This is a genomic window from Chromohalobacter israelensis DSM 3043 (assembly GCF_000055785.1).
Taxonomy (GTDB): domain Bacteria; phylum Pseudomonadota; class Gammaproteobacteria; order Pseudomonadales; family Halomonadaceae; genus Chromohalobacter; species Chromohalobacter israelensis.
The window spans coordinates 2,527,557-2,547,882 of the sequence record NC_007963.1 but is presented as its reverse complement, the minus strand read 5'-3'; the positions used below and the strand labels follow the sequence as shown (position 1 = coordinate 2,547,882).

The window sequence follows — 20,326 nt, the reverse complement described above, 5'->3', positions numbered from 1 at the left end:
TAAATTTGGTACTTATTATAACGCCTAACTCTGGTAAGGTGTCGTCCGATTGAGGGAGTGGCTTGAGTATTTTTCTTAGATGCCTGATGGCATCAGCCATTGCAGGCCTTCCACTGGCTAAGCTGAAAGAGTGAATGAGACGGCAATGAGAGCGTCCATACGCAATTGGGGAATGCTATTACTTCTGCTTTCGGTCACGGGATGCGGGGTGGCGGATCGAGTCGGCAATCGCTTCGAGGGAACCTGGGCGGGCGACTTGTTCGGAAATCGCGAGCGGGTACGCGTGACCGTCGATGCCGCTGCGATGGTGAACCCGGACGTGGATGGCGATCCGCTATCTGTCGTGATTCGCATTTATCAGCTTTCCGAGCGAGCCCCTTTCGCCACGGCCTCGCCGCGCGCGCTCTGGGGAGATGGCAAGAGCGTTCTCGGGAGCAGTCTGATTTCCCAGCGCGAGATCACGGTTCTGCCGAGCGAGGAGAAAGTCGATACCTCGGCACTCGACCCCAAGGCGCAGTTCATCGGCGTGGCGGCGTTTTATCGGAACACCGTCGATGGGCGGTGGCATGTCCTTTTCGATGCCGACGAACTGCGCCGTGATGGTTTGCTGAGCGCCTCCGAGGGCATTCGTCTGCATCTCGTCGATGACCGCATCGAGATCGAAAGAGGCCATGACCTGCTGGATGGCTGAGGCGGAAGGGCATTGAGGACGCGTGAGCCGCGAGCTGTCGGCTCTCGAGGGACGATCATCGAGCAATACCAGCGAAAGATTCGGGGCAGGACGTGAGCAAATATAACCGCATCATGTGGTCGGAGGGGATGTTCCTCCTTCCGCAGCATTTTCAGTACCAGGATGAGTTTCACCAGCGTCAGTTGACCGAGCTGCGTCATGCCCAGCATCCGTTCCAATGGGGGGTGCAGGAGCTTGTCGTCGACGACGGTGCCCTTGAGCAGGGGACGCTTCGGCTGACACGACTCAAGCTGGTGTTCCCCGACGGCTCCATGATCGATGCGCCACAGCATGATCCCTTGCCGCCGGGACGCAGCCTGGAGGGGCTGGCTCGTAATGGTGAGGTCAAGATCTACGCTGCCTTGCGTGCTTTCGAGCCCCAGTCGCCCAGTTATCTCGAGCAGGACGCTCCCCGGCATGGTGGGCGCCGTTTCGTGCAGCGCTTCGAAACCCGTCCCGATCTCAATGAGGGGGGAGTCGAGAACGAGCTGGGGACACTGGAACTCAACGTGACGTTGCTCATGGAAGGGGACACCCTGGATGGTTTTACCCACTGTCCTGTCGCCTTGCTCAAACGCGATGCAGCCGGCGGCTTTCGTCTGGATACCGAAGGCTTCATGCCCCCTGCGCTGCACCTCAATTCGGTTTCGCTACCGTTTGATATCGCCAATCGCCTGATCGGCATGCTGCAGGCACGCAGCGAAGCGCTTTCGAGCCGTCGCCGGGAACGTGCGGACCAGGTCGCCGAGTTCGGCTCCAGCGATGTCACCTTGTTCTGGCTGCTCTACACCATCAATCGCGCTTATCCGCAGCTGGCCCATCTGCTGTCGCATCCCAGGCTTCACCCTGAAATGCTTTATCGCTTCTTGGCGGAACTGTCGGCAAGCCTGATGACGTTCTCGATGTCCCACAAGCTGGCGGACATCCCGGAATATGACCACCGCTCGCCTGCGCAATGCCTGCTGGAGCTGGAGCGAGTAGTCCGAGAGCTCCTCGAAATCGTGGTGCCCAACCAGTACATCCCCATTCCTCTCGAGCAGACCCGCTCGTCCTATTACGTCGGGCGACTCAACGATGAGCGTCTCAAGGACGCCGACTTCTATATCAGCGTGCATGCCGACATGCCCGGGGCGAGGATTCTCGAGCTGGTGCCCAGGGCATTCAAGGTAGGTTCCCCCGAAGATATCGAAGTGGTGGTCAATACCGCCATGCCGGGCGGCACGTTGACCCATGCCTCGCGCTTGCCCAGCGCGATCCCGGTGCGATTGGACAATCACTATTTCGCGCTCGAGCCCCACGGCGCCGTCTATGAACGGATGATGGAGGCGCAGGCGATTGCCTTTTACGTGCCCAGTGGGTTCAAGAATCTCAGCATTGAATTGATGGCGGTGATGAAATGACCGAGGCCTTTGCTCACCCTTCCGATATTGCCGAACCCCGCACCCTCAAGACGCTGTCGCGCGATTTCATCTCCATGGTGTTGATGGTGCGTCGAGGGCAGCAGGCCGACAGCGTCGAGCGCTTTCTCGAGCGGGTGGACCAGTGGTTGCGCGAGTTCGAGGAGAAGGCGCGGGCCGAGAACTATAGCGCTGATGCGGTTCAGGATGCCCAGTATGCGCTGTGCGCCTTCCTCGATGAGAGTGTGCTCAAGGGCGGCGCGGGTAACATTCGCGAACATGTCGAGCTGCATCCGTTCCAGTACCGCTATTTCGGGATGCATCTCGCGGGGGAAGGGTTCTTCGACCGCCTGGAAAGCCTGCGCGGTGACGTACGTACCAACCTGGATGTGCTCGAGGTGTATCACCTCTGTCTGGCACTGGGCTTCGAAGGGAAGTACAGCCTGGAGAATCGCGACCAGCTGAAGTACCTGGCCAGCACGCTGGGCCGAGACATCGCACGTTATCGCAAGAGCGCCAGCGACAGCCGCGAGAGCTGGAAGCTGCCGGATCAGGTGGGTCAGTTGCTGCGTTACGAGATCCCGCTATGGGTCTACCTGCTGATCATCGTCGCGGTGTGCCTGATCGTCTATGGCGGGCTGCGTTGGTGGCTGGGCAGCGAGACCGATGCGCTGATCGAGCAGATACAGCAACTCTTTGACACCCACCGCTGAGGAACGAGGTCGAAATGCGTTTTCTTCGCTTCCTGCGGTCGCTGAAAGGATTCTGGCCGCTCTCGATTGTGCTCTGGCTGGTGGGGCTTGCGCTATGCGTGCTGTTGCTGCCGCTGGTGACCCAGGAGCGCGAGCTGATTTTCATCGCCATGGCGCTGGTGACCGCACTGTGGCTGCTGGTCGTGGTGATGCGCCAGTACCATCGTATTCGCGCCGAGCGCAACATCGAGAACCTGGTCGAGCTCGAGGTGCATCGTGAAGCCGCCGAGAACGAACCCGGCGATTATCAGGTGCTCAGCGAGCGGCTCAAGCATGCCATGGCGATGCAGCGCGCTGCGCGCTCGGTGGACGGCGGCAAGGCCTCTCTCTACGAGCTGCCGTGGTATCTGGTCGTGGGCATGTCGGCCTCGGGCAAGACCTCGTTGCTGACCCGCTCGTCGCTGTCGGCGACCATGGCCGGTGGCGGCAACCTGTCGGCCGTCAGCGGCACCCAGCATTGTGACTGGTACTTCAGCCGTGAGGCCGTGATGATCGACACGGCCGGTCGCTACCTGGTCGAGGATCGCCCCGCGAGCGAGTTTGCCGACTTCCTCAAGACGCTGCGCAAGCAGCGGCGCAAGCCCGCGATCAACGGGTTGGTGCTGGTGGTCAGCTTGCCGGAGTTGCTCGAACAGTCGCGTCAGGAAGCGCACGCCCTGGCCGAGCAGCTGGTGACGCGGGTGGCAGAGTATCGCAGCTGTCTGGGCATCAATCCGCCGGTCTATCTTTTCTTCAGCAAGGCCGACCTGTTGCCCGGCTTCACGCGCACCTTCGAGGCGCTGGACGCCGCCGAGCGTCAGACGCCCTGGGGGCTGACGTTCTCGCTCGATGAGGTGCGTCGCCAGGGTGTGGCAAGTGCGTTCCAGCAGCGTTTCCCGGGGCTGGTCAGTGCGCTGCGTGCGCGGGTCGACGCGCGCATGGTGGAAGAGGGGGCCGACGCCGACAGCGAACTGCTGCGCTTTCCCGATTACTTTGCCGAGCTGTTCGGGGTGCTCAGCGATTTCCTCGAGCAGTTCGATATCCAGAACAATACCGATCAGGCGCCGGTACTGCGCGGTCTCTATTTCACCAGCGCCCTGCAGAGCGGTCCGGCACTGCCGGCACTGCTCGACGAGCAGACTCGCGATGCCTTCGCGCTGGCGCCGAGTGCGGAGCCCGACAATACGGCGCATCGCGGCGAGCGCAGCTACTTCATCACCGACACGTTCCGGAACGTCATCTTTCCGGACCGCAATCTGAGCCTTTACTACTCCCGGGACGGGGACCGGCGTTCGCTGCCGACCTTCATGATCGGTACCGTCGGCGCTCTGGGGGTGGCGGCCATCGCCGCTCAGGGATGGTCGGCCTACAACAACAAGCAGTGGCTCGATCACCTCCAGAATGAGGTGTCGGCGCTCACCGCCGGTAACAGCACCGGATATCTGGCACCGCAGGAGCGGCGTGAACTGCTCGACGATCTCGAGCGGCAATTGTCGGCGATCGAGCGGCATCGCGAGACCGGTGTGCCGTTGCGACTTGACCTGGGGCTCTATCAGGGCGATGCGTTGCGTGCGCCACTCAAGCAGGCATGGTCCGCACTCTTCGAGCGCGATGTGCTGGAACCGCTCTCCATGCGGCTTGCAAGCCAGCTCCGTTCTCTGCGCGCGTTCGGCAATGCCGACGACGACGAGCCCGGCACACGCGGGGAAACGGATGAGGCTGCATCCGCATCGTCGGCCGAGCCGTCGGCGACGAGTACTGCTTCCGCGGCCGTCGGCGAGGGGGGCCGCGAGATTGGTGCCGATGCCATGGATCGCATGCAGGAGCGTTCCACATCGCGCCCGACGCTTGGCAGTGTGCCGACCAGCGCCTCCGAGATCGGCAGCCGCGCGCGCAGCGAGCTGCGCTCGCGCACGACCGACAGCGCCCGGGATGCCTGGTATTCCGCGCGCAGCAGTGCAGAGACTTCGCTCGAGGAGGGGTTGCGCGACCGCACCAGTGCACTGGGGACGACGGTCGGGAGCGCCGGAGACGAGGAGGCCTCTCTTACGCTCTCTGGCGAGCAGGGGCCGTCGCTCTCCGAGGAGATGTTGACCAGGCTTACACAGCGGGACATCGAGCAACTGATCGAGAGCTACTCGTCGCTGAAGCTCTATCTGATTCTCACAGACCCGACGTCGCACCGCGACCAGGGCGATTTCGTTGCCTCGGCGCTGCCTCGGCTGTGGGCCGATCAGGTCGGCCGCCGTGACCTGGCGACCTCTCGCGACAGCATCATGGACAACGCCGCGCTCTACGTGCACTACCTGCAGCAGGGCACGGCACCCGCGTTGACGCGTGACGAGGCGCTGGTCGCCGATAGCCGTGATCGGCTCAACGCCTTCCTCATCGACAGCAGCCTCGTTGACCGGGAGTACCTGCGCTATCAGCTCGAAGTCGAGAAACGCTTCGAGCCTCTGACGCTGTCGCGCATGGCGCCGGACATGGAGGGTCGCCTGTTCTACACCAGCCGCGCAGTGCCGGCGTTCTACACCCAACGGGTCTGGCACGAGTATCTACGGCCGGCGATCATCGAAACCGTGTCCGGTGATCTGCGGCGCGAATCGGACTGGGTGCTCGACGACGAGAATGTGGATGATGCGGTGCAATCGAAGGCACGCTTCGTCAGCCAGCTGATGACGCGCTACAAGCGTGACTACGCCATCGCCTGGGAACGCTTCCTCGATGATACTCATGTCGCCGACTTCGACACCCTGGACCAGGCCAGTGTCCGCCTGGCGCAGCTCAGCGATCTGCAGGGCTCGCCCCTTCGTCAGGTGCTGGAGGCGGTCAAGGCCAATACGGGCTGGGATGATCCCGAGGCGTCCGCAGAAGAGGGCGACGCCGGCGGCAAGGCGCAGGATCAAAGCTTCTGGGGGCGCGTGATGAGCGTCTTCGACGGCAGCGATGGCGAGGGGCCGGCAGTGGACCCGACGACGTTGCCGCGGATCAACGATGGCGCGCTGGCGCGTCACTTTCGCCCGGTGACGCGCATGCTATCCGTGGACGAGGCCACGGGAAGCGACAATTCCGTCCTCAATCAATATCTGCTGGACCTGCGGCAGCTCAAGGCACGCGTGGATAACGTGCGCAGTGCTCAGGACGTGGGGCGCAGCAGCAAGTCGCTGATCATGGCGACGCTCGCCGGCCAGCCCACCGAGATCAACGGCCTGCGCAACTTCGTGGCGTCGCGCGTGGATACCTCGCGGGCCCCCCTGGTGCAGGCGATGGAGCCGCTGTTCAGCGACCCGGTGGAAGATACCTGGAAAGCGCTGAACGAACCGGCTCGCGATCAACTCAATGCCGCCTGGGACGACAAGATCGTCACGCCCTGGGATCAGATGATCGCCGGGCGCTACCCGGTCAGCGATTCGGTCAACGAAGCTTCCGTGCGCGACATGGAATACTTCATCGATCCCGACGACGGCGTAATGGCGCGGTTCCGGCAGGATGAGATCGGAGATCTCGCAGGTTCCGGAAGCGGTCAGCGCTCATCGATGGTGGATCCGCGCATGCTTTCGAGCATCGACGACGCCACGGCGCTGGGACGGGTCATCGACAGCCTCTCGGACTTGCAGAACGGCTTCGAGCTGCAGATGAACCCCACCGCCGGTCTGACCGACATCATTCTGACCATCGACGGACAGCGTCTGCACTATCGCAATAACACCCAATCCTGGGAGCGGCTGATCTGGCCGGGCAACGGCGAGTCCTTCGGGGCCCGCATGGATATCGTCAATCGCGATGGACAGCGTCATACCGTCTTCGACTACCCCAACCGCTGGGGCTTTCTGCGCATGATCGAAAGCGCTCATATCACGTCCATCGACAATGCGCGCCAGCGTTTCAGCTGGCGAACCTACATGGGGACTGTCAGCTTCGACGTGCGCAATTTCGGCGGTGTGAAGATCTCCGACCTGAAGCGGATAAAGACGCTGCGGATACCGCAGGTGAGCGGTCAATGAAGGGCATGACCAGGTAATGAGAAGGAAGTCGGCATGATCGGCTGCTTTGGCAAGATCCCCGCGAAGGCCGATTTCGTGGGCGTGAACGCCGCCGGCGTTGTGATTCAGGAGCTCGATCAATGGTTGCAGAGTGCGCTACTGCAGTTTCTCGACCACGACGACTGGAAGCATCGCTTCGATGCCTTGCCAGTCTGCTTCTTCAATTATCACGCGCGCAATGGCAGCGACGTGAGCGGGGCGATGATCAGCTCGTCGGATGCCTCGGGGCGGCGCTATCCGTTCTTCATCTTTCAAATGTTGAAGGCGGAAGGGCGGCCCGGGGTGCTGCCGTACATCCATACCCTGGGCGAGATCTTCGCCGGGCAGGCTCGCGACATCCTGACCGACTCGGTTCACGGCCAGTCGCCGATCGACCCGGTCGAGGCCATTCAGGAACTGCGGGTTCTCAACGACCAGGACTTGGTGCTCTATCAACGTATTCATCAGCGCTTTCTGCACGACTACAGCTTCGAGGATGTTGCCAAGGCACTGGAGTGGGGATGGCCCGAGTTCGTCAGCGGCGCCTGCCTGCACCGGCTGCACTACGCCTTGACCCGCTGGCAAGCGGGCAGCACGCAGGCGGTGATGCTGCCCTTGCCGGCGGAGCGCGGGCTCAAGCGCCCGGTCGCCGATCTCTGGCAGCAGTGGCTGGGGGCCGCCTGCCCCGGCGGCACGCCCGTGATGAGCTTGCTGGTGGACGATTTCATGCGGCCGCGACTGCTGCTGATGCCGGTATGGCAGAGCGCCGAGCAGTTCTTCGAAGTGCTGTCGAATCCGGAGGACAGACGTCTGTGTATCGACGTGCTGTCGCCCTTCGCGGAAGACGAGCCGCACCCCGGCACCTTGCCGCTCCCGGACACCCGGTTGAGTCTGGCCGATTTCATGGACCGTTTCCCGTGCGATGCACGATAGACGGCCGAGCTTGAGCAGATCGTATCGATGAAACGTTTCAAATTCGCTTATATAAAGTACGCGTTCTTCAAGTACCAGCCATATATTCTGGGGCTGCTCTTCTTCGCGACCATCTTCGTGGTGTGGTGGCTGGGAGTGGCGCTGGGCTTTTCGTCGCTGGCCAGCCTGCTATGCGGAATCGTGCTCTTTCTGTTGGCCTCGGCGTTCTATGTGTTGCTGCTCTATCGTGGCGTGGGGCAGAAACGCAATCTCGAGCATCTGCTCCGGGAGGACGCCGACGCGGCGGTACTCGATGCCAGCCCGCAGGATCGTGAAGAGATCAGTCTGCTGCGCGAACGCCTGCTGAAGACCATCGAGCGTCTCAAGAAGAGCGGCAAGAGCAAGGGCAAGCGGGGCAACGACGCGCTTTACGCGCTGCCCTGGTACATGATCGTGGGGCAGCCCGCGGCCGGCAAGAGCACCATGGTCTACGAGTCGGGGCTCAACTTTCCCTTCGCCGAGCGCGAGAACGCCCGCGTGGCCGGTATGGGCGGGACGCGTCACTGCGACTGGTTCTTCAGCTCCGATGCCATTCTGCTGGATACCGCCGGGCGTTACATGAACAGCGAAGAGGAGGCCGGGAAATGGAAGGGCTTCCTGTCGCTGCTCAAGGAACATCGTCGCCACTGTCCGCTCAATGGCCTGATCGTCGCGGTCAACATCAGCGACGTGGTGCAGGCCAGCGATACCCAGCGCAACAATCTCGCCCGGCGCCTGCGTGAAAGGATTCAGGAAGCGCGGGACCATCTGGAAGCGCGGTTGCCGATCTATCTGGTGTTTACCAAATGCGACCTGATCGAGGGCTTCACGACTTTTTTCGAGCATCTCGATCCGCAGCGGCAGAGCGACGTGCTCGGTCATACCTTCCCGCATCAGCAACCCAGTGATGTGAACTGGGGCGTTCAGTTCGATGCCGCCCTGAATGAGCTGTGTCGCCACTGGCTGCAGGTCGGTGACGACGAGATCGTGCAGCGCGATGTCGTCGAGACCCGGCGCGATGTCGCCGCCTTCCGGTTTCCGCTCGAGCTCGCCGCGCTGCGCGATCCTCTGACGCGTTTCGTCGATGCGCTGACCAATGCCAATCCTTACCAGAGTGCGCCGCTGCTGCGTGGTTTCTATTTCGTCAGCGCACTGCAGGAAGGCGATGCCATCGAGGGGGAGCACGCCAGTCGCGTCGGCCGTCACTTCGCGCTGGCCAAGCCTGAAAGGCTGGCGGGCGAGCGCGTCAACCATGCCTTTTTCATCTCCAACCTGTTTCGTCAGGTCATCATCGCTGATCAGCATCTGGCCGGGCTCTACTCCAGCGATGTGCGGGGGCGGCGACGCAAGTTGCGCTGGACGTTGGCTGCCGCTGCGCTGGGGGCCATCGCCTGCACGCTCTGGATCACCTCTGCCGTGCGTAACCATGGCGAGATCGAGGCGATGTCACACACCTTCGCCGAGGCCGCGGCCGAGGATGATGATCGGCAGGCTCACTATGCGCGCTGGCATAGCCTCGATGCACTGCGCGACTGGGGCAGCCACTACTATCAGCGACATCAGAATGGGGGCGTGCCCTGGTCGATGGGCTGGGGGCTGTACCAGGGCGACGAGATCGAGCCGGCGATCCGCAAGACGTATTTCGACCGCCTGCAAAGCGTGATGCTCGAACCGGTCGAGCAGAACCTGACCCGCTCGCTGTTCACGCTGACCACCATCGGGGTCTATCGGCGTACCGCCGATGAGTTGCATGCGGTGGACGGGCCGGACACCGTGGCGCCCTATGCCCGCCCGCGCGACAACAGCGCGGAGTCCCTGGCCAAGTTCGGGCGCAATACGCTCGATACCTACCTGATGCTGTCGGACATGGAGCGTGCCGACATCGACAGTGACGTGTTGCGCAACCGCCTTCCGGCCTTCTGGTACCCGGCGATCCAGCGCCGGACCGGAGCCGAGATAGATGAGGGGCGGGCCGACTATCGCTATGCCGGTCGTCAGGTCGATTTCTACAGCCAGCAGATTCATGCCTCCGACGTGCCACGCATCACCTCCAATGCGTTCCTTGTCTCGAGCAGCCGCAACTACATCGACAGCCTGCTGGAACAAACGTTGACCAGTACGGAGACCATCGTGCTCGAGTCCGACACCTTGTTTGCCTTCGGTCGTGGCGACTACGCCGGCTTGCAGCAGGCGGGCCAGCAGGAGCTGGACAAATTGGCCGAACGTCTACTCAACACCCAGGACCTGGGGCAGATCCTGATCACCGGTCATGCCGATCCCATCGGCAACGAGGCTGCCAATCAGCAGCTTTCTCTGCAGCGCGCGATGACGGTCCGTCAGTACCTGATCGGGAAGGGCGTACCGGCCGGCCTCATCGAAGCCAAGGGGGCGGGGAGTGAACGGCCGCTGGTCACTTGTGACGACGATCAGCCGCGTGCGCAGTTGATCGAATGCCTGGCACCGAATCGTCGGGTAGAGATCGAGGTGAGAAAGCAGCAGTGATCGGAGTGCTCGAATTTTGCATGAATACTTTAAAAATTAACATGGCATAATATAATTTGTACTAGGTAGAAATGAGAAGCATGAACAGAAAGCGCTGCGCGAAGTGAGGTGTCATCTCGATGAGCGTTTTGCGCTTTCTGAAAGGGGTATTGAAAACGCTTTTCATCCAGAAATGCTGCGTTGAGCGTCATGTATTCAGGTCGTCTCTTTGAGCGCAAAAGCGGCTTGAGTAGGGGATGGTTGCCTTGGTCGGCAACTGAAAATGGGCCACGGATCACGTTCGCTGGAACGGGATCTTGCCGAACGTGATGGTGGCCTTAAGTGTGTGAGTGAAAAGGAGCAATGAGAAAATGGCTTTTGATGCGTACTTGAAAATCGATGGTATTCCCGGCGAGAGCCTGGATGACAAGCATCCGGACTGGATCGAGCTGAAGAGCTTTGATTTCGGGGCCAGCCAGGCAACGTCCGCTACCGCCAGTTCGTCCGGTGGTGCTTCCGCAGAACGCGTGAACCTGAGCGAGTTTCGTATCCAGAAATTCGTCGACAAGGCCTCCGCCAAATTGTTCGAGTCCTGCTGTAAAGGTCAGCACATCAAGGAAGTGGTGCTGCATGTCAACCGCGCCGGTGGCGACAAGGTGCGTTACATGGAAATCAAGCTGGAGGAAGTGATCGTGTCTTCCACCGAGATGGAAGGGACCTCGACGGCCACTGGCTTCGAACAGGGCGAAAACGAAGATCGCCATGATCTGCCCTTCGAGACGGTCAAGTTCAACTACGCGCGGATCAAGATCACCTACACCCAGCAGAAGCGCTCCGACGGTCAGGGCGGCGGCAATGTTGCCGGTGGCTGGGACCGCACCCGCAACAAGGTTTATTCCTAAGTTGCGATCGCCACTTCTCGAGAGTGGCACAGCGGCATGCTCGTTATCCGTGGCGACGGGTGGCGGGTATGTCGCCTGTCGCTTTCTTGCCCTGCGGTTCTTCATGAAGATTCGCACGGGCATTCGTGTGGCTTGAGAAAGCAGGCGGTGTGGAGAACGAGGCTCGAACCGCGTGGGTTGACCCAGGTTGATGCGATCTTTGCCTCGCGTCTTCTTGCGTGAGTCATCGCGGCGACTCAACGCCTATCGTCGGGGCGACAATGCATTGACATTCGCCACGGCCCGAGCACAGGACGAGGGAAAACATGGAGCAACTCGGCGAACTCTCCATCGATGCGCTGCTGGCGCCCGTCGAGGGCGGTAGCCATGCCGGCGGGGAGGATCTGTCCTTCTCGCTTCTCTTCGATGACATCAAGGAGGCACGTCGTGCCGATCCTGCATACTTGCCGCAAGGCGAGTGGCAAACGGAGCTAAAGCAGTCCGACTGGGGGCAAGTGATCAACCTGTCCAGCGAGGCGCTGATCTCCCGGAGCAAGGATCTCCAGCTCGCCGGCTGGTTGTGCGAGGGGCTGGCATACCGCCAAGGCTTCGAGGGTATCGCCTTCGGCCTGACGCTGGTGGCCAGAATGCTGGACGAATATTGGCAGACCCTCTACCCCGAGCTTGACGAGGACGACCTCGAGGAACGCTCGGCGCGTCTGAGCTGGCTGGGCGATACGCTGATCGGCGTGGTCAGGACGCTGCCGCTGCTCGATGGTGAGGGGTACGGACTGGCTGACTACGACGAGTCCCGCCAGGTCGAGAACCAGGCCCGCAATGATCCGGATGCCATGGATCGGGCCTTGAGCGATGGCAAGATCAATGACGAGATCTTCCAGCGCTCGGTCGTGCTCACCAGTACCGAGTTTCTGCAGCAGAAGCATGCCGTCATCGCCGCGATCCTGGCCGCATTGGAGCAGTTGGAGCGCACCGTGGATGCGCGGTTCGACCGTGATGCGCCGAGTTTTTCCGGATTGCAGAAGGTGCTGGTGCAGTGTCGCGAGCTGACCGAAAGGCTGTTGCGCGAGCGCGGTGCCAATGTCTCCGCCGATACCGACGCACAGGCCCCGGAAGAGGTGAAGGCCGAAGCGCCGGACTCGAGCCGGATCGAGCCGAGCCTGACCACCCCCGTGGCAGAGCCGGCGGGGGCGTTGCGTACCAAGCCGCAAAGCCGCGACGAAGCTTTCGAAATGCTCAACGGGGTCGCCCGCTACTTCAAGGATCGCGAACCTCACAGTCCGGTGCCGTACTTGATCGAACGCGCCGTGAAGTGGGGCCGCATGCCGCTGGAAGAGTGGCTCAAGGATGTCATCAAGGACCATGGTGTCATCGACAACATTCGCGACACCCTGGGCACGCAGCCGAAGGATGACGATTACTGACCATGTCTCGCGCTTCGATATTCGATCTTCTGCACCAGCGTCAGGCCGTCAGCGAACCTCAGGAGGAGCCGACCGCGGCGCGATGCGATTATGCAGGCGACAGGCTCAGACTCATCGACGGCCTGGCGTTGACGGCCGCCGGTTTTATCCGTGGCGGAGAGATCCCGGAAGCACCGGCGCCGGAACTCTCCTCGACGCTGTACGGTTCGGATGGCTATCGCCTGCTGGTGCATCGTGTCGTCGACACGATCTCCGTCGACGAGCCGCGCCTGGCGCGATGCGAGGCCAAGGCGTACAGGCTGCATCAACTGGTGCAGACAGTGGTCACCGAGGCGTTGATGCTGCTCGAGGCGTTACCCGAGGACAGCCCCTTTGATGTCCTGCTCAGTGCACCCATTCGGTCGCCGGAGGCTGCAGCCATCATTCAGGAGCGGCTGCGCGGTGCGATTGCCGAGACGCAATATGGCGCTTGCCTGGGAGAGCTCCGCCTTGCCGAGAAAGGCGAGGATCCGCATGCGACATTGGCCGTCGGAGAGCAGGGGGGGATGCCCTATGTGCTCTGGATCGGTGTGGATTCATTGGTCAATGCCGAAGATGTGGCGGCGACGCAATATCGCGACATGCTGGTGCAATCCTCTCGAGGTGGCGGGCTCTATCCCGGTGAAGCCGTTGCGGTGCTGCTGGTTCAGCGGCTGACGGCGCAGGAACTCGAGTTCGACAGCGGGTGGCGGCTCGACGCGGGGATGCTTCGAGAGCACCCGCCGCGTGCCGGGCGACGCGATCATGACAAGCGCCGGGCACTGCTCGCGCTACTCGGTGACCTCTGGCCGGCAAGCGAGGACGACGCTTCGTCTCCGGCCCCTTCACGCCTCGTGGTCGACACCGTCGGCATGCCCGGGCGTGCGGTGGAGCTTGGTGGGGCGATCGTAGCGCGTTGGCCCGATATCGATGCGGTCGACGATGGGCTGAGCGTCGATACCCTGGGGGGCTGGAGCGGGGAGGCCACTCGCGTATTGCCGTTCGTGCTGGCGGTGGCTGCTACCGAGCCTGAGGAGCACGCCCTGGTGCTGTCGCTTCATGCGGAAGGGCACACCCGGGGGTGGGCCCTGAGAAGCTACGCGGCGGACGCCGCGCGGCTTTCGGAGGATCACTCGTGACCGCTGTCGCCATTGTGCGAGGAGATCAGGGTCGCGCCACAGGCGGTCTTGTGTCCATGCAGGGCGATCGGCTTGCCATTGACCTTCATGGTCGGGTGGCCCTCGACGATGACCGTGGTACCGCCATGACCGTCCTTGGGACATGTGACTTTGTCCCCGACGCAAGCGACGGGCTTGCCGTCGATCAGATAGCTGCTCTGCGCGGTAATGACTTTTCCGCCATGGCTCGTGGCGTCACCAAGTACAACGATGCCTTTCATCGATCCGGGCTTCCTGACAAGTGTGAGAGATCGAGCCCGATCAAGCAGGCTCATCAACGAGTGTTAATTTAGCCATCCGCGCGGCGATGGTACAAGCCACCTGGGGTGGCGGAGGGGCAAAGATGGAAGAGACGATGCAGGATCGTTTACTGGATAGCTTCGATATCGATCTTTCGCAGTCGCAGCGGTTGCTGACCCTCGAGGTCGCCGGGACGGCGCTGCTGCCGCATCGCCTGGTGGGGGAGGAGCGCGTGAGTGCCCCCTTCACCTACACCCTCGACTGTATCTCCCAGCAGAACGATCTCGAGCTCAAGACATTGCTGGCCCAGCCGGCCCGGCTTTCGATCCTGCAGGCCGACGGCAGCTATCGCCCGCTGCACGGGCTGGTCTCCGAGGCCGCGCTGCTGGGCGAGGATGGCGGCGTCACCTATTACCAGCTCACCCTGGTGCCGTGGCTCAAGATGCTCGCGCTGGGCCGCGACAGCCGCATCTTCCAGGACCGCAGCGTCGTTGATGTCCTCACCCAGGTATTCGAGGGGCATGCACTGGCCAGGGGCCGCTACCGCTTCGACCTGCGCCGCGACTACCCCGCGCGCAGCTACTGCGTGCAGTACCGCGAGAGCGACCTGAACTTCATCAGCCGCCTCTGCGAGGAAGAAGGCCTCTTCTACTACACCGAATTCGCGGGCGATGACGATGACTTCGACGGCCACCGCATCGTCTTTACCGACGATGTCGATACCACCCAGCCCGTCAGCCCCCAGGCGATTCGCTTTCATCGTCAGGATGCCACCGAGACCGAGGACGCCCTCAACCAGTGGGGCGGCGTGCGTCAGCAGCAGCCCACCCGGGTCAGCGTGGGCACCTTCGACTACAAGCAGCCCTCGCTCACCAAGCGCACCGGACTGGATACTCTCAGCGATCAGGGCAACCTGCCGCCGACCGAGGTCTACGACTACGCCGGCGAGTACTACTACCACGGCTTCGAGCGCGGCGAGCGCCTCACCGAGAACCGCCTCGAGGCCCATGAATCGCTGGCCAAGCGCTTTCGCGGCAGCGGCGGTGCCCGCCAGCTCCAGGCCGGGCGCTGGTTCGAACTCACCCAGCACCCGCTGCACGACCGGGGCGGCGAGGAAGAACGCCAGTTCCTGCTGCTCGGCGTCACCGTCCACGCCGAGAACGCGCTGCCGGTCTCGACCCAGCACCAGGCGCTGCCCGGCAGCCTGCAGCCGCAGCTCGACGCCGCCAAGCAGGCGCATGGGCTGGAGAGTGATACCGCTGATCCCACCGGCGAGCGGCTATCGGATTACGCCACCGGCGGCACCGGCCACTTCCTGGTCGATCTCGAGGCCCAGCGGCGCAGCCAGCCCTATCGCCACCCGCTGACCCATCGCCGCCCGGTGATCGGCGGGCCCCAGACCGCCACCGTGGTCGGCCCCGCCAACGAGGAGATCCACACCGATGCCCTCAACCGCGTGCGGGTGCAGTTCCACTGGGACCGCCAGGGCCAGCATGACGAGAACTCCAGCGTCTGGCTGCGGGTCTCCCAGCCCAACGCCGGTGCCGGCTGGGGCGGCGTGTTCGTGCCGCGCATCGGCCAGGAAGTCCTCGTCGACTTCCTCGAGGGCGACGCCGACCGGCCGCTGATCACCGGCCGGGTCTACAACGGCGAACAGAGCCCCGACTGGCACAGCCACGGCCTGCTCTCGGGCTTCAAGAGCAAGACCTATCGCGGCAGCAAGTACAACGAACTCGTCTTCGACGACGCCACCGACCAGGAGCGCGTTCGTCTCAGTTCCGAAGCCGAGAAGAGCCAGCTCAACCTCGGCTACCTGATCCACCAGACCGGCAACACCCGGGGCGCCTTCCGCGGCACCGGGTTCGAGCTGCGCAGCGACGCCTATGGCGCTATCCGTGCCAACCAGGGGCTCTATCTCACCAGCTGGGGCCAGCTCGGCGCCAGCGGTGACCAGCTCGACCTCACCCCGGCCAAGCAGCAGCTCGACAGCGCCTATAACCTCACCGACAGCCTCAGCCAGAGTGCGGCGGACCACAACGCCGAGGCCCTCGACAGTCGTACACACCTCAAGCAGGCGGGCGAGGACGCCGACGACACCTACGGCACCAGCGAGCAGCTCGTCGATTCACAAGGTCAGGCCAATCAGGACAGCGCCCGTGGCGCCACCGACAGCGGCGGCCGCGGTGAAGCGGCGCGCATGAAAGCCCCCTGGCTGCACCTGGCCTCGCCCGCCGGCATCACGCTGAGCACCCCGGAGTCGACCCATCTGGCCCAGGGCCGCTCGCTGAGTGTTTCCAGCGGCGAGGACGTCAACGTGGCTACCGGCAAGAGTCTGGTCGCCTCCATTTCCGAGAGGCTCTCGCTGTTCGTGCAGAAGGCTGGCATCAAGCTGTTCTCGGCTCGGGGCAAGGTGGAGATGCAGGCGCAGTCGGACAACCTGGAAGCCACCGCGCGGCGGGATCTCGGCGTGACCTCCACGGAAGACAAGATCGACTTCGCCGCCGCCGAAGAGATTTTGCTGGTCAGCGGCGGCGCCTACGTGCGCATCAAGGGCGGCGATATCGAGCTGCACGCCCCCGGCAAGGTCACCGTCAAGGGCGCGACGAAGAACTTCGGCGGGCCGGCGAGCCTGAACTCGCAGATGCCTTATTTGCCGGAGGAGGCGAGCCCTCTTTGTCCCAAGAAGAACCGAGCTGCAGCCAGCGTGGGCGAGGGAAGCGTGGAGATATGATCAAAGCAGCCTTGAGAGTACAGGCCCTCACCGATTTTGATCAACTTCAGGGGCTACTTGCAGCGGGCCAGATAAGCGCGCTGATCGATCCTCTTATTTTTGATCCAGGCCTCGGAGATGCCGAAGATCTATCTAGTTGCGCAACCGTGCGGAACCCCTTTTTAGATCAGCCACCGTTACAGCGGCTACGCCTTCAGCCCGTACAAGGTGGTGCATCTAGAATTTGGAAGAGCATGAATGTATGCCGTGAACAAAGTCTCTCGCCTGACGACCCTCGCTCGCTTTGCGGCTGGGTTATCTCTCCCCATCCTATTTCCAGTATCAGTCGGTATATTTCTCGTCGCCTTGGGCAACAAAAACCTTCTGGGCGGCAAGCATTGCTTCGTTATTATGATCCTCGTGTCCTCCAACGTCTCCAAAGCATTCTCGACAGAAATCAATTGGCGTTTCTGCTTGGGCCGATACATCATTGGGTTTTTATCGACCATGCTGGTTGTTTTCGAATGTTTTCATCTTGCCCGCAAAGCATGACCCAATCTGAATTCTCGCTGTCAGATTCTCAATGGTTGTCTATCGATCGTATTGGTTTGCTGAACAAGACTTTGGCGATAGGTGCTGAGGTCATGGATATTCGCCAGTTGAATGATCAAGATATAGCGAATCTCGATCGCCTACTTCAAATCGCAGAGTTTGAAGGCATCTCCGATGACAACGCTCGTATGATTTTTGCACTCCAGGGGTTACGTTTGCCACTCAACTTTCATCATCATCCCGAGATGACTCATCTCTTCCAGCGTTGCCGTGAAGGGGAGCGCTATCAAGAGTTGGTGAGAGAGTGGGGTCCCGGGATTTGGCAACGTATAGCTGAGGAAAGTAAGGAGAATGCATTATGACCGAATACGTCGATCCGAATTTGGTCACCTCCGCAGTCGAGAGAAATGTTGCGATCGGTACGCAAGGGGGGAGTTGTAACTTCTGCGACAGGGTTGGGTTGCCAGTGCTTCCGGTGCGATATGCGGTTGTCGACACCCATCAAGCCGAGTGGCCAGCGGGTCTCCCTTGGGCATTGGCGAGATATGCGCAGGCAAATTTTCCTCGCATTGATCGAGCTCGCTACGTATTACGCTTGATGCGTGAAGGTTATCTCTATCTTTATGATGAGGCGCGTCAGCGTTGGCAAGCATGGATGATTACTAGTGATTCTCGATTGTGCGAATTTCCGCCGCGTGGAAGGCCGCCGAGTGCTAAGGAAGATGAACACGTTGAGTCTCCATGCAGCGTACCAGCCAACAACCTTTCAGCATTGCTGCTAACAATACCGGAGGCGCAGCGCGCTCAAACGGTTTACGTCGCCTATTCTGACCATCTTTGGACTTCAAGGATGCTCGATGACATGGCAAGTAATCAGGACGGTGTAAGAGATCGGGCAATGCAGCCATTTGACGTTGCCTCTTGGCTTGCGTCTCAGTCATCAGAATCGACAACCAAGCCTGCAGATTTGGCCACCTTCGTACCTGAATTTGGAAGTACGTCAATACAGCAGCTATGCGACGGAGACTGTTTTCCCTATCTCAGCCCAAGTGCCCGGCAGTTGCTCGATGCAGACCAGCTCGTGGAGCGAATGAACTGGATCGTTCGAGATACCCCGGAGCTTGTTGGCAAGGGGGCGATGTTGGCTATCGAAGATCCGATCGGAATTACTGCCTCGCTTAACCAGTTTCGTAACAATGCTAAGCAAAGGTTGGATGATTACGCCTTCTCTGAAGAGGTGCATACCAAGAAAGTTACATCTGAAATGATTGTCGGCGTGAGGTCAGCTATCAGAAAGGCTGCTCGGGATCGAGCCAATGCGACGATCGAGCGTGTCGAGAATGGGCCTCTTGGGGACGTTAATCTAGAGCAGGCCAAGACTTTCGAAAACCTTACTCCCGAGGAACAGGGGGAGCGTTGGGAGCGCATGCCCTCATGGCAACGCGAGCGGATAGCTGATGCTAGGGAGAGATTGGCTGAGATGCGTGCGGCTCAGGCTAAAAATTCTCCAGAGTTTCGTCGCAGTGCCATTAGCCAAAGCTGGGAAAAATATCAGGAACGTTATGATGAGGACGCTCGACAGGCATTTGAAGAGTCTTATGGTGAACGCATCGACGAAGGTAAGCAGGAGATCGAGGAGAGGGCGGAGGGCCACTTGAGTTGGTTGACATCCGACTCTATCGTTGATGCTTTGAAGAGTTATGATACGGAATCTTTGTCTGACGGCAGAGCTTATGAAACTGCCGTGGCATCCATGGTGACGGGCGCCAGTTTGACTGCTCGAGGTTCAGAGATATTAGCTCAGTTGCTTGAGCGGCCGATAATACAGGACACATCGTTCTACTGGCGTGCCTTGTTTCTCAACCAGAAATCTTGCATAGATACGGTATGGGATTACGTGGCTAGTTCGGCTGATTGGGGAAGTAAGCTCTATGGCCCTCTCAGTCAGTTGCTCAGTCGTGATGGTGAAAACGGCTCAAGGCTAGAGAACCTAATCGCCGATGCTGTCAGGATAATTGGCGAGAAGCTGTCCCGGTTGGATTTGGAGCATGTTGCTCGGAATCAAATTGCCAGAGCTTGGCAGAGCGTCGGTTGGGCTCGCTTCGATATCAGAACGTCGCTAACATATTTTGATATGGATGCGAACCGACTGGATCGCCTCTATGACGACTTTCTATGGCGTGGAGAGCTGAGCATTTCCGACATGCGGGGTGAAAATAGAAGGCTGGCTCCCTCGCTTGACGAACTGTCCCAGCAAGAGCAGCGCGTCTGGGCGATGGTGCCCCAAGATCTCGTACCCCAGCAGCACCAACAGGCACTATTAGGTCATGATGAGGCTGGCGAGCTGATCAACAGAAGAATGAATCTTGCCATGACGCCCTCGAGTGGCGGGGCGCTGTTTCTGGTAGGGCTCGAACTCATTAATAGCTGGAAAGCGCTGACAGCACTCAATGGCCGAGAGCTTGCAAAGTCAGGAAGTAACCTCGTTGCCTCCAGTGCAGCCTTGACAAGTGCTTTGGCAGGAGCGGTAAAAGAGCTGCTCGGTGGTCTGCCAAAAGAAAGTGCCTTGTATAAAAATTTGACGTGGGCTAATGGGATTGGGGGCGCCTTAGCGTCTTGGATAGGCGCGTATTGGATGTTCAGTGAGGCAGCGGAAAGGCGCGCCGCAGGTGATCCGATCTATTTCTTGTACGTGGCATCAGGTGTGGCAGCTACCCTCTCAGGTTTTGCCTCAATAGCGGCTGCGGCCCAATCAATTAGTGGGGCAGGCGCTTTTGCTGTTAGATTTGCTTTGATTGGTCGGATTTGCTGGGCCGCAGTGGCTGGCTGGGTTGGATGGGTTGCTTTAGGTTTGGCAATATTAAGCTCGTATTTGATTCCTGATGACCTGGAGAAGTGGTTGGGGCGAACTGTGTTCGGCAAGGATGATAATCACTTCGAAAGCCTCCAAGAAACCATGGATGCTTTTACTGATATGGCTGGCTAAGAGGTAA

Annotated in this window: 13 protein-coding genes; 12 read left to right on the top strand and 1 reads right to left on the bottom strand. The window is 60.8% G+C overall.

The window, feature by feature from the left end; genetic code table 11:
* The first annotated feature begins 172 nt into the window (after nucleotides 1-172).
* From tssJ to CSAL_RS11485, 9 genes are all read left to right on the top strand, one after another.
* Complete coding sequence (gene tssJ, locus CSAL_RS11525; RefSeq protein WP_043558461.1) at nucleotides 173-691, top strand: type VI secretion system lipoprotein TssJ; 519 nt, start codon at nucleotides 173-175, stop codon at nucleotides 689-691.
* Between the two features lie 92 nt (nucleotides 692-783).
* On the top strand, nucleotides 784-2,130 hold the full coding sequence (tssK, locus tag CSAL_RS11520) for a type VI secretion system baseplate subunit TssK (RefSeq protein WP_011507560.1): 1,347 nt from the start codon (nucleotides 784-786) through the stop codon (nucleotides 2,128-2,130).
* A complete protein-coding gene (gene icmH / locus CSAL_RS11515; RefSeq protein ID WP_011507559.1) occupies nucleotides 2,127-2,840 on the top strand; it encodes a type IVB secretion system protein IcmH/DotU in 714 nt (237 codons plus the stop codon). The genes tssK and icmH overlap by 4 nt, the downstream gene beginning before the upstream one ends.
* 14 nt (nucleotides 2,841-2,854) lie before the next feature.
* A complete protein-coding gene (locus tag CSAL_RS11510; protein ID WP_011507558.1) occupies nucleotides 2,855-6,862 on the top strand; it encodes a type VI secretion protein IcmF/TssM N-terminal domain-containing protein in 4,008 nt (1,335 codons plus the stop codon).
* Between the two features lie 33 nt (nucleotides 6,863-6,895).
* The gene (gene tagF, locus CSAL_RS11505; RefSeq protein ID WP_011507557.1) at nucleotides 6,896-7,813 is read left to right on the top strand and encodes a type VI secretion system-associated protein TagF; all 918 of its coding nucleotides are present in this window, start codon (nucleotides 6,896-6,898) and stop codon (nucleotides 7,811-7,813) included.
* Nucleotides 7,814-7,840: 27 nt separating this feature from the next.
* Nucleotides 7,841-10,333, top strand: a complete 2,493-nt coding sequence (tssM, locus tag CSAL_RS11500; protein ID WP_011507556.1) for a type VI secretion system membrane subunit TssM — start codon at nucleotides 7,841-7,843, stop codon at nucleotides 10,331-10,333.
* Between the two features lie 350 nt (nucleotides 10,334-10,683).
* Nucleotides 10,684-11,214: an Hcp family type VI secretion system effector gene (locus CSAL_RS11495; protein ID WP_011507554.1), complete on the top strand. Its 531-nt coding sequence runs from the start codon at nucleotides 10,684-10,686 to the stop codon at nucleotides 11,212-11,214.
* A gap of 305 nt (nucleotides 11,215-11,519) precedes the next feature.
* Nucleotides 11,520-12,635 (top strand): type VI secretion system protein TssA, encoded by a 1,116-nt coding sequence (tssA, locus tag CSAL_RS11490; protein WP_011507553.1) that lies wholly within the window; start codon nucleotides 11,520-11,522, stop codon nucleotides 12,633-12,635.
* 2 nt (nucleotides 12,636-12,637) lie between these two features.
* Nucleotides 12,638-13,792, top strand: coding sequence for a hypothetical protein (locus CSAL_RS11485; RefSeq protein WP_011507552.1), 1,155 nt, complete (start codon nucleotides 12,638-12,640; stop codon nucleotides 13,790-13,792).
* On the opposite strand, the gene CSAL_RS11480 is transcribed toward CSAL_RS11485, so the two are convergent.
* Nucleotides 13,783-14,052: a PAAR domain-containing protein gene (locus CSAL_RS11480; protein WP_011507551.1), complete on the bottom strand. Its 270-nt coding sequence runs from the start codon at nucleotides 14,050-14,052 to the stop codon at nucleotides 13,783-13,785. The two genes, CSAL_RS11485 and CSAL_RS11480, sit on opposite strands and share 10 nt — an antisense overlap.
* Nucleotides 14,053-14,186: 134 nt before the next feature.
* Here CSAL_RS11480 and CSAL_RS11475 point away from each other — a divergent pair, with 134 nt between their 5' ends.
* Genes CSAL_RS11475 through CSAL_RS11460 form a run of 3 tightly spaced genes read left to right on the top strand, consistent with a single transcriptional unit; the run spans nucleotide 14,187 to nucleotide 20,319 of the window.
* The gene (locus tag CSAL_RS11475; RefSeq protein ID WP_244846353.1) at nucleotides 14,187-16,802 is read left to right on the top strand and encodes a type VI secretion system Vgr family protein; all 2,616 of its coding nucleotides are present in this window, start codon (nucleotides 14,187-14,189) and stop codon (nucleotides 16,800-16,802) included.
* Nucleotides 16,799-17,695 (top strand): DUF4123 domain-containing protein, encoded by an 897-nt coding sequence (locus CSAL_RS17260; protein ID WP_011507549.1) that lies wholly within the window; start codon nucleotides 16,799-16,801, stop codon nucleotides 17,693-17,695. The genes CSAL_RS11475 and CSAL_RS17260 overlap by 4 nt, the downstream gene beginning before the upstream one ends.
* Nucleotides 17,692-20,319 carry a T6SS effector BTH_I2691 family protein gene (locus CSAL_RS11460; RefSeq protein WP_011507548.1) on the top strand — a complete coding sequence of 876 codons (2,628 nt, stop codon included), beginning with the start codon at nucleotides 17,692-17,694 and terminating at the stop codon, nucleotides 20,317-20,319. Before CSAL_RS17260 ends, CSAL_RS11460 begins: the two co-directional genes overlap by 4 nt.
* Nucleotides 20,320-20,326: the final 7 nt, after the last annotated feature.

What these genes read in the sequence shown, in the direction of transcription:
- tssJ (WP_043558461.1), top strand. Translation starts at nt 173, where the DNA reads ATGCTATTACTTCTGCTTTCGGTCACGGGATGCGGGGTGGCGGATCGA.
- icmH (WP_011507559.1), top strand. Translation starts at nt 2,127, where the DNA reads ATGACCGAGGCCTTTGCTCACCCTTCCGATATTGCCGAACCCCGCACC.
- CSAL_RS11510 (WP_011507558.1), top strand. Translation starts at nt 2,855, where the DNA reads ATGCGTTTTCTTCGCTTCCTGCGGTCGCTGAAAGGATTCTGGCCGCTC.
- tagF (WP_011507557.1), top strand. Translation starts at nt 6,896, where the DNA reads ATGATCGGCTGCTTTGGCAAGATCCCCGCGAAGGCCGATTTCGTGGGC.
- tssM (WP_011507556.1), top strand. Translation starts at nt 7,841, where the DNA reads ATGAAACGTTTCAAATTCGCTTATATAAAGTACGCGTTCTTCAAGTAC.
- CSAL_RS11495 (WP_011507554.1), top strand. Translation starts at nt 10,684, where the DNA reads ATGGCTTTTGATGCGTACTTGAAAATCGATGGTATTCCCGGCGAGAGC.
- tssA (WP_011507553.1), top strand. Translation starts at nt 11,520, where the DNA reads ATGGAGCAACTCGGCGAACTCTCCATCGATGCGCTGCTGGCGCCCGTC.
- CSAL_RS11485 (WP_011507552.1), top strand. Translation starts at nt 12,638, where the DNA reads ATGTCTCGCGCTTCGATATTCGATCTTCTGCACCAGCGTCAGGCCGTC.
- CSAL_RS11480 (WP_011507551.1), bottom strand. Translation starts at nt 14,052, where the DNA reads ATGAAAGGCATCGTTGTACTTGGTGACGCCACGAGCCATGGCGGAAAA.
- CSAL_RS11475 (WP_244846353.1), top strand. Translation starts at nt 14,187, where the DNA reads ATGCAGGATCGTTTACTGGATAGCTTCGATATCGATCTTTCGCAGTCG.
- CSAL_RS17260 (WP_011507549.1), top strand. Translation starts at nt 16,799, where the DNA reads ATGATCAAAGCAGCCTTGAGAGTACAGGCCCTCACCGATTTTGATCAA.
- CSAL_RS11460 (WP_011507548.1), top strand. Translation starts at nt 17,692, where the DNA reads ATGACCGAATACGTCGATCCGAATTTGGTCACCTCCGCAGTCGAGAGA.